The 14,814-nt window shown below is 70.3% G+C and carries 14 protein-coding genes; 10 read left to right on the top strand and 4 right to left on the bottom strand.

The window, feature by feature from the left end:
* Nucleotide 1: 1 nt before the first annotated feature.
* From AUC44_RS15490 to AUC44_RS15450, 9 genes are all read left to right on the top strand, one after another.
* Nucleotides 2-319: a V-type ATPase subunit subunit G family protein gene (locus tag AUC44_RS15490; protein ID WP_062159511.1), complete on the top strand. Its 318-nt coding sequence runs from the start codon at nucleotides 2-4 to the stop codon at nucleotides 317-319.
* Nucleotides 316-2,373, top strand: a complete 2,058-nt coding sequence (locus AUC44_RS15485; RefSeq protein ID WP_062159510.1) for a V-type ATP synthase subunit I — start codon at nucleotides 316-318, stop codon at nucleotides 2,371-2,373. The genes AUC44_RS15490 and AUC44_RS15485 overlap by 4 nt, the downstream gene beginning before the upstream one ends.
* A gap of 16 nt (nucleotides 2,374-2,389) precedes the next feature.
* On the top strand, nucleotides 2,390-2,692 hold the full coding sequence (locus tag AUC44_RS15480) for an ATP synthase subunit K (RefSeq protein ID WP_062159901.1): 303 nt from the start codon (nucleotides 2,390-2,392) through the stop codon (nucleotides 2,690-2,692).
* A 1-nt stretch (nucleotide 2,693) separates the two neighbouring features.
* Nucleotides 2,694-3,263 carry a V-type ATP synthase subunit E gene (locus AUC44_RS15475; protein ID WP_062159509.1) on the top strand — a complete coding sequence of 190 codons (570 nt, stop codon included), beginning with the start codon at nucleotides 2,694-2,696 and terminating at the stop codon, nucleotides 3,261-3,263.
* Nucleotides 3,264-3,271: 8 nt separating this feature from the next.
* Nucleotides 3,272-4,249: a V0D/AC39 family V-type ATPase subunit gene (locus AUC44_RS15470; RefSeq protein WP_062159508.1), complete on the top strand. Its 978-nt coding sequence runs from the start codon at nucleotides 3,272-3,274 to the stop codon at nucleotides 4,247-4,249.
* Nucleotides 4,246-4,587 carry a V-type ATP synthase subunit F gene (locus AUC44_RS15465; protein WP_062159507.1) on the top strand — a complete coding sequence of 114 codons (342 nt, stop codon included), beginning with the start codon at nucleotides 4,246-4,248 and terminating at the stop codon, nucleotides 4,585-4,587. The genes AUC44_RS15470 and AUC44_RS15465 overlap by 4 nt, the downstream gene beginning before the upstream one ends.
* A 122-nt stretch (nucleotides 4,588-4,709) precedes the next feature.
* Nucleotides 4,710-6,458, top strand: coding sequence for a V-type ATP synthase subunit A (locus AUC44_RS15460; protein WP_062159506.1), 1,749 nt, complete (start codon nucleotides 4,710-4,712; stop codon nucleotides 6,456-6,458).
* On the top strand, nucleotides 6,455-7,870 hold the full coding sequence (locus tag AUC44_RS15455; protein ID WP_062159505.1) for a V-type ATP synthase subunit B: 1,416 nt from the start codon (nucleotides 6,455-6,457) through the stop codon (nucleotides 7,868-7,870). Before AUC44_RS15460 ends, AUC44_RS15455 begins: the two co-directional genes overlap by 4 nt.
* Before the next feature lie 92 nt (nucleotides 7,871-7,962).
* Nucleotides 7,963-8,637 (top strand): V-type ATP synthase subunit D, encoded by a 675-nt coding sequence (locus AUC44_RS15450; protein ID WP_046843652.1) that lies wholly within the window; start codon nucleotides 7,963-7,965, stop codon nucleotides 8,635-8,637.
* A gap of 57 nt (nucleotides 8,638-8,694) precedes the next feature.
* Here the strand turns inward: AUC44_RS15450 and AUC44_RS15445 are convergent, their stop codons facing one another.
* Together AUC44_RS15445 and AUC44_RS15440 are read right to left on the bottom strand one after the other, a co-directional pair.
* Nucleotides 8,695-9,915 (bottom strand): MFS transporter, encoded by a 1,221-nt coding sequence (locus AUC44_RS15445; RefSeq protein WP_062159504.1) that lies wholly within the window; start codon nucleotides 9,913-9,915, stop codon nucleotides 8,695-8,697.
* A 141-nt stretch (nucleotides 9,916-10,056) separates the two neighbouring features.
* Nucleotides 10,057-12,333, bottom strand: coding sequence for a xanthine dehydrogenase family protein molybdopterin-binding subunit (locus AUC44_RS15440; protein ID WP_062159503.1), 2,277 nt, complete (start codon nucleotides 12,331-12,333; stop codon nucleotides 10,057-10,059).
* A gap of 79 nt (nucleotides 12,334-12,412) precedes the next feature.
* On the opposite strand from AUC44_RS15440, the gene AUC44_RS15435 reads away from it, so the two are divergent.
* On the top strand, nucleotides 12,413-13,618 hold the full coding sequence (locus tag AUC44_RS15435; protein ID WP_062159502.1) for a CaiB/BaiF CoA transferase family protein: 1,206 nt from the start codon (nucleotides 12,413-12,415) through the stop codon (nucleotides 13,616-13,618).
* On the opposite strand, the gene AUC44_RS15430 is transcribed toward AUC44_RS15435, so the two are convergent.
* Together AUC44_RS15430 and argR are read right to left on the bottom strand one after the other, a co-directional pair.
* Nucleotides 13,584-14,150 carry an HD domain-containing protein gene (locus tag AUC44_RS15430; RefSeq protein WP_062159900.1) on the bottom strand — a complete coding sequence of 189 codons (567 nt, stop codon included), beginning with the start codon at nucleotides 14,148-14,150 and terminating at the stop codon, nucleotides 13,584-13,586. The genes AUC44_RS15435 and AUC44_RS15430 overlap by 35 nt on opposite strands.
* A gap of 146 nt (nucleotides 14,151-14,296) precedes the next feature.
* Nucleotides 14,297-14,767: an arginine repressor gene (gene argR / locus AUC44_RS15425; protein ID WP_062159501.1), complete on the bottom strand. Its 471-nt coding sequence runs from the start codon at nucleotides 14,765-14,767 to the stop codon at nucleotides 14,297-14,299.
* Nucleotides 14,768-14,814: the final 47 nt, after the last annotated feature.

Below are 14,814 nucleotides of genomic sequence, written 5' to 3'. Positions count from 1 at the left end.
TTTGGACGTCTCAAGTCGAGTCTTAAGTGAACTGGCCAGCCGCGAGGCAGCGCTGGACGCGCAGATCGAAACGGCCCGCGCGCAGGCGCAGGAGACCGTGGACGCTGCCCAGGCGCAGGCCGCGAGCATCCTCCGCGACGCGGAAGCCCGCGTGAAGGCCATGCAGGCCGAGCAGGATCAGCAGCTGGCCCGCGACGTGCAGCAGGTGCGCGAGGAATCCAGCGCCAGTGCACAGTCCCAGGCACAGGCCATCCGCGCGCGCGCGGAAGCCAAACTGGGCGAGGCCGTGGACACCATCATGAGGGCGGTGCTTCCGTGATCAACCCCATGCAGCAGGTCGTGATCGCCACGCGCAAACGCGACAGTGAAGCGGTCATTGCGGCGCTGCAGGACGCCGGGGTGCTGCACCTCAAGCCCATCACGGGCGGCCCGCTGAGCACCGGCAGCCTCGCCGGGGCCGACGCCCAGAGCCGCCGCGAGGACGAGCGCCTGCTCGCCCGCGCGGAGAGCACCCTCGCGGAACTGGGCAGTTACCGGCCCGCGCCCGCCTCCCTTCCCGCCGCGGGCAGCTGGGCCGACCTGATTGAGCAGGCCGCGCAGCCCACCGCTGCCCTGGCCCGTCAGCGTCAGGACCTCCAGGCCGACCTGGACGCCGAGAGCGCCTACGGTGACGCCGTGCGCGCCCTGGGCCGCATGGCCGGCACCCTGGACCGCAGCCCGCGCGTCTCGCTGCTGCCCTTCGTGCTGCAGGCCACCGACAACCTCGGCGAACTGGACGCCGCGCTGAAGGCCGATCTGGCCGACCGCTACGTCCTGGCCACCGAAACCGTCGGTGCCAACCGCGTCGGGCTGATCGCCACCCGCCGCAGCGAACGCGACCTCGCGCGCGCCGCGCTGGGCAAGGTCCGCCTGGGCGAACTGCGCCTGCCCGGCCGTTTCGACGGCCTGCCGCTGGGCGAGGCCGCCGCCGAGATGGACCGCGTCTCCCGCACCGGCACCGCCCGCCTGGGCGAGCTGAACGCCGAACGCGACCGTCTGGCGCAGGCCCACGCGCCCGCGCTGTACGCCATCCGCGACGCCCTGAAAGACCGCGTGGCCATCCACGACGTCCGGGCCGTCTCCGCGCGCGGCAAGTACAGCCTCGCGCTGCAGGGGTACGTCCCCGAGGACCGCCTCGCGGCCCTCAAGGGCGCCCTAGACCGCTTCGGCAGCGCCGTCAGCTACGACCTGCACCCCGTCGACGATCACCACGACGACCTCGTGCCGGTCGAACTGAAGAACAACAGCTACGTCAAGCCCTTCCAGACCGTGATGGGCCTCATGACGCCGCCCAAGTACGGCACCTTCGACCCCACCTGGGTCGTGGCGCTGTTCTTCCCGCTGTTCTTCGGGATCATCATGGCCGACATCGGCTACGGTCTGCTGTTCCTGTGGTTCGGCATGTGGCTGCTCGGCAAGGCCAAACGCAACGAGGGCTGGGACCTCAGCTTCTTCGGCGCGTACGTGCCGCCCATCACCCTGAAGGACCTGGGCTTCGTGACGAACGTCATGGCCGCCTGGACCATCCTGTGGGGCTTCCTGACCGGCGAGTTCTTCGGGACCTTCCTGGAGCACCTGCACGTCTTCTACATCAACCCGGAACTGCTGAACAGCCTCTGGAGCTGGACCGGCGTCCGCTACCCGATCGAGGAAGGCGTCAAGCACTACGGCGCGATCCCGATCCTCTTCCCGCGACTGGAAACCGGGTACTTCAGCAACGTCGCCCTCGTCTTCGCGCTGTGCTTCGGCATCCTGCAGGTGCTGTGGGGCTGGGCCATCCGCGTGCAGCAGGGCATGAAGCACAAAGACCCCGTGCACACCTGGGAAGGTATCGCGCTGTTCGGCGGCGTCGCCGGCCTGATCCTGATGGCCTTCGCCACCAAGGCGGGCAAGGACTTCAGCGCCTTCACGAACTTCAGCGACCCCCGCGTCCTGCTGATGTACGTCGGCTTCATCGCCTTCGTGGTCGGCTGGCTGCGCGTCATCAAGCACTACCCGCTGCTGCCCATCGAACTGCTCTCGCAGGGCGGCGCGGTCGTCAGCTACGCCCGTATCTTCGCCGTGGGTCTGGTGTCCGCCATTCTCGCCAAGCTCTGCACCGACCTAGGCTGGAGCCTGTACGAGAACATCGGGTTCATCGGCATCATCATCGGCATCCTGCTGGGCGTGGTCCTGCACTTCCTGGTGCTGGCCCTGACCCTGATCGGCCACGTGCTGCAGCCGCTGCGTCTTCACATGGTGGAGTTCCTCAACCCCACCGGATTCAACGCCGACTCCAGCCCCCGCTACAACCCCCTTCGCCGCCTCAGCCCCGCCCAGGGGCAGGTTAAATAACCCAGGAGTGTTCACCATGACCAAGTACAACAAGATCGTCCTCGCCTCCCTCGCCTTCGCCCTCGTCAGCACCGGTCTCGCCCAGGAAGCCGGCGCCGCCAACAACGACGGCCTGTACCAGGGCCTGCGCGCCGTCGGCGCCGGCCTCGCGCTCGGCCTCGGCGCCATCGGCACCGGTATCGCCCAGGCCCGCATCGGCTCCAGCCTGGTCGGCGCCGTCGCCGAGGACCCCAGCAAGGCCGGCAGCCTGCTGCTGTACTTCCTGCTGCCCGAAACCCTCGTGATCTTCGGCTTCCTCGCGCTGTTCATCCTGAACTGATATGGCGCTCGACAAGCTCCTCGAGAACGAAGCCCAGCAGGAAATCGAGCGCATCCGCGCCGAGGCCCAGGGCCGCGCCGAGCAGATCGTCGCCCAGGCCCACGAACAGGCCCAGGCCCTGATCGACTCGCGCACCCGCCAGCTGGACGGTGCCCGCCAGGCCGAACTGGTGCGCGCCCGCAGCGCCGCTGACCTCGACAGCAGCGCGCAGCGTCTCGCCGCCGCCGACAGCCTCCAGGCGCAGGCGTTCACGGTCTCCGAGCAGTACCTGCACTCCGTGACCACCTCGCCCGAGTACCCCGTGATCGTCGCCAAGCTGCTGCAAGAAGCCCTGCAGGTGCTGCCTGACGCCGAGGTGGTCGAGGCGGCCCTGGCCGAGCACGACGCCGTCCGTCAGGCGCTGGGCCAGCTGGGCCGGCACCTGGACGTGCGCCCTAACGAGCAGGTCAAGACCGGCGTGCGCCTGGTCGGCAAGGGCGGCAAGGCCAGCATTCAGAACACGCTCGTGGGTCGCCTGAACCGCGTGCGCGGCGACCTCGCCCCGCAGATCAGCCGACTGCTGGCCGAGTAAGGATTCACATGCCCGACGACTACGCTTACATCAACACGCGCGTCCGCATCATGCGGACCAAACTGCTCGACGGACGCTCGCTTGACTCGGCGCTCGCGGCGGGCAGCTACCAGGAGTTCCTGCGAGTCCTGACCGAAACCGAACTCGCCGCGAACCTGCGCGACACCACCACCGAGCAGGCGGGCCTCGCCGAACTGGACCAGGCGCTCAGCCGCAACCTGTTCGACACTGCCCGCAAGGTCCTGGGCTTCGCCGACGGCGACGCCAAACGCGAAATCCAGGCCCTGCTCATGAAATGGGATCTCGTGAACCTCAAAACCGTCGCCCGCGGCATCATCACTGGCCGCGGCGCCGACGCGATCCTGGCGAACCTGATCCCCGGCGGGACCCTGAAACCGGCCGCGCTGCAGGCCGCCGCGCAGAGCACCGACCTGCCCGGCGCGGCCGCCGCCATCGCCCTGAGCGGCCACCCGCTGGCCGCCGCGATGCGCGCCGCCACGCAGGCCTACGCCAGCAGCAACCGCATGCTGGACCTGGAAGTCGCGCTCGACCAGGGCTACTACCGGCACGCCCTGAGCGTGGCGCGCAACACCAGCCTGCGCCGCTACCTCAGCCGTGAGATCGATATCACCAACGCCCTGATCGCCCGCGCAGGCGCCGGACAGCCCCTGGACCCCAGCCTGTTCGTCGCCGGCGGGAAACTCGACGCGGCCGGCTACGCCCGCCTGAGCGGCGGCGACGCCAGCGGCCTGAGTGACGTCAGCGCGATCCTCGACGCCCCCACCCTGGAAGACGCCGAGGTCGCCGCCCGCACCGCCCTGGACACCGCCACCCGCAACGTCGCGGCTGGTGACCCGGAAGGTGTCGGCGTGATCCTGGACTTCCTGCGCCGCAAGGAAATCGAGATCGCCAAACTCCGCCTGATCGGGCGCGGCAAGTTCTACGACCTGCCCACCGACCAGATCCGCCGCGAGGTGCAGGCATGACCCGGCCCAACACGCAACGCGTCGCGGTGCTGAGTGACGCCGAGACCGCCACCGGCTACCGCCTCGCCGGAGCCGCCGTGATCGAGGCCACCCCCGACACGGCCCTCGCCACCCTGGAACGCCTGATCACCGAAGGTCAGTACGGCCTCGTCGCCGTCGACACCGGCCTGATCCCGGACCCAGCCAGCGCCACCGCCCGCGTCATGCGCGGCCGGGACCTGCCGATCCTGCTGCCCATCCCCAGCCTGCGCGACGCGTTCAACCCGGACACCGTCGACGCGAAGGCCTACATGGGCAAACTGGTGCGCGACACCATCGGCTTCGATATCAAACTGTAAAACGGAGGGTGAAGGCAGATGGCATATGGCAGATGGCAACAACAGAGAAGACACCTGAGCGTCCTCGCTCGCGGCCTTCAGCCATCGGCTTTCAGCCTTCTGCCCCTCCCAAGGAGAACGTAATGACGCAGAACAAGAGCGGCGTCGTGAAGAGCATCGCCGGACCCGCCGTCATCGCGGACGGGATGTACGGCGCGAAAATGTACGACATCGTCCGCGTGGGCCAGGAACGCCTCGTGGGCGAGATCATCCGACTGGACGGCAACACCGCCTTCGTCCAGGTGTACGAGGACACCAGCGGCCTGACCGTCGGTGAACCCGTCGAGACCACGGGCCTCCCCCTGAGCGTCGAACTGGGCCCCGGCATGCTCAACGGCATCTACGACGGCATCCAGCGCCCCCTGGGCAAGATCCGCGAGGCCAGCGGCGACTTCATCGCGCGCGGCATCGAGGTCTCCTCCCTGGACCGCACCCAGCTGTGGGACTTCACGCCCAGCGTGCAGGTCGGCGACACCGTCAGCGGCAGCGCCATCCTGGGCACCGTGCCCGAGTTCAGCTTCACGCACAAGGTCCTGACGCCCCCCGACAAGGGCGGCAAGATCGCGTGGATCGCCCCGGCCGGTCAGTACAACATCGACCAGACCATCGCCCGCCTGGAAGACGGCACCGAGCTGCGCATGGCCCACTACTGGCCCGTGCGCGCCCCGCGTCCCGTGACCAAGAAACTCGACCCCAGCCTGCCGTTCCTCACGGGCATGCGCATCCTGGACGTCCTGTTCCCCCTGGTCATGGGTGGCGCCGCCGCCATCCCCGGCCCCTTCGGCTCCGGCAAGACCGTGACCCAGCAGTCCGTCGCGAAGTACGGCAACGCCGACATCGTCGTGTACGTGGGCTGCGGTGAACGCGGCAACGAGATGACCGACGTGCTCGTGGAATTCCCCGAACTGGAAGACCCCAAGACCGGCGGGCCCCTCATGCACCGCACGATCCTGATCGCCAACACGTCCAACATGCCCGTGGCCGCCCGCGAAGCGAGCGTCTACACCGGCATCACGCTGGCCGAGTACTTCCGCGACCAGGGCTACAGCGTGTCCCTGATGGCCGACAGCACCAGCCGCTGGGCCGAGGCCCTTCGCGAGATCTCCTCCCGCCTGGAAGAGATGCCCGCCGAAGAAGGCTACCCGCCCTACCTGGGCGCCAAGCTGGCCGCGTTCTACGAGCGCGCCGGGGCCGTCAAGACCCTCGCCGGTGAAGACGGCGCGGTGTCCGTGATCGGCGCCGTCAGCCCCGCCGGCGGCGACATGTCCGAGCCCGTCACGCAGGCCACCCTGCGCATCACCGGCGCCTTCTGGCGTCTGGACGCCGGCCTCGCCCGCCGCCGCCACTTCCCCGCGATCAACTGGAACGGCTCCTACAGCCTGTTCACCCCGATCCTGGACTCCTGGTACCGCGCCAACGTCGGCGAGGACTTCCCGGAACTGCGCCAGCGCATCGGCACGATTCTCCAGGAAGAGGCCGCGCTGCAGGAAGTCGTGCAGCTCGTCGGCCCCGACGCCCTGCAGGACAACGAGCGCCTGATCATCGAGACCGGCCGCATGCTCCGCCAGGACTTCCTGCAGCAGAACGGTTTCGACCCCGTCGACGCCAGCGCCAGCATGCCCAAGAACTACGGCCTGATGCGCATGTTCCTGAAGTTCTACGACCAGGCCGACGCGGCCCTCAAGAGCGGCAGCACCATCGACGAAATCATCCAGAGCCCCATCATCGAGCGTCTCGCCCGCGCCCGCTACACGCCCGAAGGTGACTTCGCCGCGTACACCGACAGCGTCCTCGGCGAGCTCGACAGCAGCTTCAAGGCGGTGAAAGCGTGACCCTCCTCCAGAAGGAATACAACGACGTCGCGTACATCTCCGGCCCTCTGCTGTTCGTGAATGCCGCCAGCGACCTCGCGTACGGCGCCATCGTGAACATCAAGGACGCGAGCGGTAAGCTCCGCGGCGGTCAGGTCATCTCCGTGACCGACCAGAACGCCATCATTCAGGTGTTCGAAGAAACCCGTGGTCTGGACCTCGCGACCGCCAGCGTCAGCCTCGTCGAAGACGTGGCCCGCCTGGGCGTCAGCAAGGAAATGATCGGCCGCCGCTTCGACGGCCTGGGCCGCCCCATCGACGGGCTGCCCGCCGTGGTCGCCGAGAAGCGCCTCTCGATCAACGGCCAGCCCATGAACCCCGCCGCGCGCGCCAAGCCCGAGGAGTTCATCCAGACCGGCATCAGCACCATCGACGTGCAGACCAGCCTGATCCGCGGCCAGAAGCTGCCGATCTTCAGCGGCTCGGGCCTCCCGCACAACGAACTCGCCGCGCAGATCGCCCGCCAGGCCAAGGTGCCCGGCCACGAGGGTGACTTCGCCGTGGTGTTCGCCGCGATGGGCCTGACCCAGCGCGAAGTCAGCTTCTTCACGCAGGAATTCGAACGCACCGGCGCCCTGGCCCGCAGCGTCCTGTTCCTGAACAAGGCCGACGACCCCGCGGTCGAGCGTCTGCTCACCCCCCGCATGGCCCTGACCACCGCCGAGTACCTGGCCTTCGAGCACGGTTACCACGTGCTGGTGATCCTGACCGACCTGACGAACTACTGCGAGGCCCTCCGTGAAATCGGCGGCGCGCGCGAGGAGATCCCCGGTCGCCGCGGCTTCCCCGGCTACATGTACACCGACCTCGCGAGCCTGTACGAGCGCGCGGGCGTCGTGGACGGCAAGCCCGGCTCGGTCACCCAGGTGCCGATCCTGTCGATGCCCGACGACGACATCACCCACCCCATCCCCGACCTGACCGGCTACATCACCGAAGGTCAGATCGTGGTCGACCGCACCCTGAACTCCAAGGGCGTGTTCCCCCCGATCAACCCCCTGCCTTCGCTGTCCCGCCTGCAGGGCAACGGCATCGGCAAGGGCAAGACCCGCGCCGACCACAAGAACATCTCCGACCAGCTGTTCGCCGCGTACGCCAACGGCCTGGACCTGCGCAAACTGGTGGCCATCACCGGTGAAGACGCGCTGACCGAAACCGACAAGCTGTACCTGAAGTTCGCCAACGACTTCGAGGAATACTTCATCGGCCAGGGCGACCAGGACCGCAGCATCGACGACAGCCTGACCGTCGCGTGGGGCATCCTGAGCAAGCTGCCCCAGAGCCAGCTGACCCGTATCGGCAAGGACTCCATCGACAAGTACTACGGTACGAAGATGGACGAGATGTGGAAGGGCAGCCGCTCCACGAAGTAAGCCCCTGAGGGGTCGAAGGGTGACCCCGCCGCTAGTCGGCGCACCCTTCGACCCCCGACCATGAACGCCAGAACGTCAGGAGGTGAACACACATGGCAGAACAGATCAGCCCCACCCGCAGCGCCCTGCTGGCCAGCAAGGCCAGCCTGAAGACCGCCTCCGGCGGCGCGGACCTCCTCAAGCGCAAGCGTGACGCCCTCATCGGCGAATTCTTCGCGCTCGTCAAGGACGCCCTCGCCGCCCGCGAGCAGCTCAGCGGCGTCAGCAAGGGCGCCTACACCAGCCTCTTCAGCGCGAAAGCCTGGGACAGCCCCGAAGCGGTCGAGAGCCTCTCGCTGGCTGGCAGCGGTGACTACCAGATCGACATGCAGATCGACAACCTGTACGGCGTGAAGGTGCCGCGCATCAGCGTGCCCGAACGCGCCGCGCAGGCGAACTTCAGCCCGATCAACGTCGGCGCACGCACCATCCAGGCCGCCACCGACTTCGGCGGCGTGCTCGAGGCGATCGTCAAGGTCGCCGCGACCGAGACGAAACTGCGCCGCATCGGCGAGGAAATCAAGAAGACCAGCCGCCGCGTGAACGCGCTCGAGCAGGTCGTGATTCCCGGCATTCAGGACGACATCCGCTTCATCCGCAGCGTGCTCGACCAGCGCGAACGCGAAGCCGGATTCACCCAGAAGAAGATCAAGGCGAAGATCGAGGCGAAAGCCGAGGCCGCCCGCGACGCTCAGAACGCGCAGAGCCACGGCAGCGCCGCCGACTGAACCCAGGTATCACAGAAACCGCCCCCCAGCCGGAGGGCGGTTTTTCATGGATTCGGGTCAACCCCGCTGAGGGACCGCTCCGCTGGGCGCGTCAGGCACGCGGCGGGCCCAGACGCTGAGGATCAGCAGCAGCGCGCCCATCCCGGCGGCCAGCGCCGCGCCCGCCGCGAAGCCCTGCGCCTCGTGCCCGGCAGGCGCGGCCAGCACCAGCGGGCTGAGGAACTGCCCCAGGAAGATCGCGCTGCTCATGCCCGCCGTCACGCGGCCCCGCCATGCGGGGGGCGTCAGGTCGGCCAGCCAGGCGTACAGGTTCGGGAAGATCAGCCCGCCGCCCAGCCCCGCCACGAGCAGACCCGCCTCCACGACCCCCAGGCCCGGCGCGCGGAATACCAGCAGCCACCCCACCGCCACGACGAGCATGCCCAGACCCGCCAGTCGGCGCGGATCGAAGCGCCCGGCGAAGCGGGAGAACACCAGGGACGTCACGGCGGCCATCAGGGTGGAACTGCCCAGCATCAGCCCGGTCAGGCCGGGGTTGGCGTGCAGGGCGCGCAGCAGGAAGGGCCCCTGGGCGGGCATCAGGTAGAACACGATCATGTAGCCCAGTGCCAGGGCGTACACCAGCGTGATCGCACCCCAGCGCGGCGCCTGCGCGGGCGCGGCCGGGTCGTGGGCGTCCCCGGGAATGCCGTGCGGGAGGCGCAGCAGCAGCGGCAGCAGCAGCGCGGCCGCGAGGTACAGCGCGAAGGGTGCGCGCCAGCCCACGGCGGCGAGGACGCCGCCCAACGGCAGGAGCACCGCGCCGCCGAAGCTGTTGAAGGCCGCCTGCTGGCTCAGGAAGCGGCCCCGCGCGGCGCCGCTGAACAGGTCGTTCACGAGCGCCCCGGCGGCCGTCATGGTGCCCGCCACGGCCAGCCCCAGCACCACGCGGCCCAGCAACACGGCGCCGAGGCTCTGCGCGATCAGGCCGCTGCCGCCTCCCACCACGTACAGCGCCAGCGAGGCCAGCAGGACCGGGCGGCGGCCGTAGCGGTCGGCCAGCACCCCGAACAGCGGCGCGGTGATGGCAATCACGATGCCCAGGATGGTCAGGGCGAGTTTCACGAGCAGCGCGGCGTTCGGGGTGTCGGCGAAGTGCGCCTGCATGGCGGGCAGCGCCGGGGCGATGGTGGCCCCGGACATGATGGTGAGCGCCGAGAGGAGCAGCAGCGTGGTCTGGGTGACCCGGTCCGGGGGGGCCTGACCGGACCGGGTGGGGGAGGAGGCGGGGGTCGTCATGACCCCATCTTAGCTTTAAAACTTAAACTGATTTATTCAAGTGTCCAGTTTTAGGGTGAGCCGCCCGCCCGGACCCCGTTCTGCTCCTGCTCGCGCCGCCCGGATGGAACGGCTTTGCAGGCCATTCCACCGGAGTCCGTATCAGTCCCCGGCCTGCGCCTGCCGCAGCCGCCAGACCGCCTCGGGGGTGACGGGCAGCTCGGTCACGCGCACGCCCGCCGCCTCGCGCACCGCGTTCGCCAGGGCCGCCGCGCCCGCCGTGATCGGCGGCTCCCCCACGATCCGCGCGCCGAACGGCCCGTGCTCGCTGGGCCGCTGGACCAGTAGGGCCTCCAGCGGCGGCACGTCCGTACTCGTCGGGAACGCGTACTCCAGGAAGTTCGGGTTCGCCAGCGTGCCGCCCGCGTAGTCCAGGCCCTCCAGCAGCCCCAGCCCCAGCGCCTGCGCGCTGCCCCCCTGGATCTGCCCCTCGACGAGCAGCGGGTTCAGCGCGAAGCCCACGTCCTGCGCAGCCACCGAGCGCCGCAGGGTGACCGCCCCGGTGTCCGGATCCACCCGCACGTGCACGAGATGCGCGATGAACCCCGGCGCGCCCGCCTTCAGCGCCGCGCGGCCCTCGGCGACCACCGGGCCCGGTCCGCCCGGCGCGCGCTGCGCCTGCGCCGCCAGCTTCCCGATCGGAATGGCGCGGTCCGGGATGCCCCGCACGAGCGCCTGCCCACCCGCGAGTTCCAGATCGTCGCGGTGCGCCTCAAAATGCCGCGCGGCCAGTTCCAGCAGCTGGTCACGCACCTGCGTGCTGGCGTCCAGCACCGCGCCCGACAGGCTGATCGTCACCTGCGACCCCCCGGAGTTCGGCGCGTACGGCCCGCTGTCCGTGGTGCCCTGCACGATCTCCACCTGATCCGGGTCCACGCCCAGCGTCTCGGCGGCGATCAGCACCATGCTGGAGTGCACGCCGCTGATGTCCACGCTGCCCACGTGCAGGCGCACCGTGCCGTCGGTGTCCACGCGGCACACCGCGCCCGCCGGGGAGAACGCGCCCGGCCAGCCGCCCACCGCCAGCCCCACCCCCTCGTGCTCGGGCAGGTCGCGCCGCCCCTGCCACAGCGGGTGGGCGCGGGCGGCCTCCAGGCAGTCGCGCAGGCCGATGTCCGGCCAGGGCCGCCCGGTGCCCATCGGGTCGCCTGCCTGCACCGCGTGGCGCAGCCGCCAGTCCAGCGGGTCGGCGCCCAGCTGGCGGGTCAGGTCGTCCACGGCGGACTCCAGCGCGAACAGCGCCTGCGGCACGCCCGGCGCGCGGTACGCCCCGACCGGCGCGCGGTTCAGCAGCAGCTCGCGCGTGCGGACCCGCACGTTCTCGCAGCGGTACAGGCCGCCGAGCATCGTGGCGATGATCCCCCCGTGCCCGAAGCGGAAGGCGCCGTTCTCGATCCTCACGTCCGCGTCCACGGCGGTCAGGGTGCCGTCCGCGTCGGCGCCCAGCCGCAGCGTCACGTCGATGGCCGGGGCGGGCATGGTCGTCAGCATGTCCTCGCTGCGGGTCAGGACCAGCCGCACCGGCTGCCGCGCGTGCAGCGCCGCCGCCGCCACCAGCGCGTCCATGATCCCGTACTTCGCGCCGAAGCCCCCACCCACCGTCAGCGGCACCACGTGCACGTCCCGCTCGCGCAGGCCCAGCGCGCCCGCGACCTCCGAGCGCACCACGTACTGTCCCTGGGTGCTCGTGTACACCGTGACCTCGCCGGGCCGCGCGCCGGGCTGCGCCGCCACCGCGTGCGGCTCCAGGTACCCCTGATGCACGCCCGCCACCCGGAACGTCCCGCCCGCCGTGAAGGCCGCCCCCGCCAGGGCCGCGTCCACGTCCCCGCACCCGAAGGTGCGGTCCTCGTCCACGTTGCTCGGCTCGCGCGCCGCCTGCGCGCCCGCCTCGCCGCCGTGCAGCCCGGCCATGCCGCCGTCGGCCTTCGGGACGCCCTGCGGCCACACCAGCGTCCCGCCGGCCAGGGCCGCCTCGGCGTCCTCCACGGCGTCCAGCACATCGTAGTCCACGTCCAGCAGGGCCGCCGCGTCCGCCGCCTGCGCCTCGGTGTCCGCCAGGATCAGCGCGACCGGCTGGCCCGCGAACACCACCAGGTCCTCCGCGAGCAGCAGGCTGGGGCGCGAGTGCATGGGCTTCACGTTCAGGTCCGTGCCCAGCAGCACCGAGTGCACGCCCGGCACGGCCAGCGCCGCCGTCCGGTCGATGCCCCGGATGCGCGCGTGCGGGTACGGGGACAGCACGGGCCGGGCGTGCAGCAGCCCCGGCAGCCACTGGTCGGCGACGTAGGGCGCGCGGCCCACGAGTTTCTCCAGGCCGTCGATGATCTTGCGCGGACGGCCCAGGTGCGTGCGGGCCGGGGACTGTGGCGTGGTCACAGGTGGAACCTCCAGAAGAAGGGGGAGAGGGGCGAGCTTGGAACCTCCGGAGTCTACGCCCGCGCTAGCATCCGGGCACATGACCCCAGACCTGCCCCTGAGTGGCGTGCGCGTCGCGGACTTCACCCGCGTCCTGACCGGCCCGCTGTGCACCATGCTCCTCGGCGACCTCGGCGCGGACGTGATCAAGGTCGAGCCGCCCGGCGGGGACGACACCCGCGCCTGGGGGCCGCCCTTCCAGACGGGGCCGGACGGCGCGCGTGAGAGCAGCTACTTCCTGAGCGTGAACCGCAACAAGCGCAGCGTCACCCTGGACCTCAAGACCGGGGAGGGGCTGGAGGCCGCCCGCCGCCTGATCGCGGGCAGCGACGTGCTCGTCGAGAACTTCCGGCCCGGCACGCTGGAGCGCCTGGGGCTGGGCTGGGACGACCTGCACGCCGCGCACCCCCGTCTGATCTACGCCAGCATCACCGGTTTCGGGCTGAGCGGCCCGTACCGCGACCGCGCCGGGTACGACGTGATCGCACAGGGCATGGGCGGCCTCATGAGCTACAACGGCGAGGCAGGCGGCGAGCCCCTGCGGGTCGGAGTGGCGGTCGCGGACGTGTACAGCGGCGCCCTGATCACCCAGGCGATCCTGGCGGCGCTGTACGCCCGCGAACGCACCGGACACGGCGCGCGGGTGGAGGTGAACCTGCTGGAAAGCGTGATCGCGCTGGGCTCCTCGCAGGTGGGCCGCTACCTTGCCACCGGGGAGGTGCCGGTCCCCACCGGAAACGACCACCGCTCCATCGTCCCGTACGGCACCTTTCCCTGCGCGGACGGGTTCGTGAACATCGCCGTGGGGAACGACGCGCTGTGGCGGCGCTTCTGCGCGGCGCTGGACGACCCGGAGCTGGGCGCGGATGCCCGCTTCGCCACGAACGAGGGCCGCGTCACTCACCGCGCCGACCTCGACACGCTCCTGCTGCCCGCGCTGGCCCGCCACACCCGCGCCGACCTCATGATCCGCCTGGAGGTCGCGGGCGTCCCCTGCGGCCCCGTGAACGACCTGTCCGACGTCTTCCGCGACCCGCACGTGCAGGCGCGTGGGGTCGCCGTGCCCGTCGCGCACCCCACCCTGGGCGAGACGACCGTCACCAGCCCCCCCTGGCGCTTCGGTGGGCAGGCCCTGCCGGTGCGCCGCGCGCCGCCCACGCTCGGGCAGCACACCGGCGAGGTCCTGAGCGAACTGGGACTGAGCCCCGAGATCAGCGCAGCCGAGCCAGCGCCCGGGCCAGATTGACCCGCGCCTGAGGCTCCAGCCCCGCGAACTCCGGCGTGAGGTACAGCCGCTCGCGGTTCAGGAAGCCCCGCAGCACCGCCGCCCGCCCGGCGCGGTAGACGTCCTCGGGCACGTGCGCGTACTCCACCCGGATGGCCCGGTCGTACGCGTCGAACGTGGCGGCATCGGCCCCCAGGACACTCAGGTCGGCGTCCACGAACAGCGCCTCCGCCCGCGTGGTCACGGGAACGGTGTGCCGGGTGGCGAGGATCAGCGCCCGCACCTCCGCCTGAAGGTCGGCGGGCGCTCCCTGCGCGGCCAGCCACGCCCCGAACACGGCCGCGCTGCGCGCCTCGTTGTCCGCCGCGCGCGGATCGTAGATCAGGTCGTGGCCCCACGCGGCCAGCGCCAGCGCGGGCGTCAGCACCCCACGCACCGCCAGGGCGTCCAGCAGCGCCCGCACATGCGCCCCGGTGTGGTATGCCCGGCCCGCTTCGGCGTAGAAGGGCCCCGCGAACGCCTCGGCGGCGTCCAGCAGGGCCGACGTGTCCATCCCCGTCACGGCTTCATCCGATTCCCGGTCACCCGGAACCACACCGGATGACCGTCCATCTCCTGAATACCGTTCCTCATTGCCACTCCCTCTGCTGCGCAGCCTTGCAGGTCCGGTCGCCCCTCGTCTGCGACTCACCGCAATGTTTACCCCAGCATCATGGCGTGGAACTCCTCCATGATGTTCTCCGCATCTGCCGTGGTGCGCGCCACCACGAAGATCGTGTCCTCGCCGGCCAGCGTCCCGATGATGTCGTCCCGCCGCACCCGGTCGAGCACGAGCGCCACGCCGGTCGCGTGTCCGTCGGTCGTGCGGATCACGAGCATGTTCTCGCCCCGGTCGATGTCGTGCACGAAGTTCTGGAAGAGCCGCGCGAGTTCCTCCTGCGCGCCCACGTGCCCGGCGGTCTGCGCCAGGGCGTAGCGGTGGCGGCCCTTCCCGACCGGGAGGCGCACCAGCCGCAACTCGTTGATGTCGCGGCTGACGGTGGCCTGCGTGACCCGGATGCCCTCGGCCTGGAGGCGCTTGACGAGTTCTCCCTGGGTGCTGACACTGTCGCGGGCGATGATGTCCTGAATGCGTTTCTGACGTTGTTCCTTGCTGAGCGTACCCGCCATTCCACACAGCATATGCATATGCACTGCATAATTCAATGATGGGCGTC

The organism is Deinococcus actinosclerus (genome assembly GCF_001507665.1).
Classification (GTDB): Bacteria; Deinococcota; Deinococci; order Deinococcales; family Deinococcaceae; genus Deinococcus; species Deinococcus actinosclerus.
This window is presented reverse-complemented; position numbering and strand designations above follow the sequence as displayed.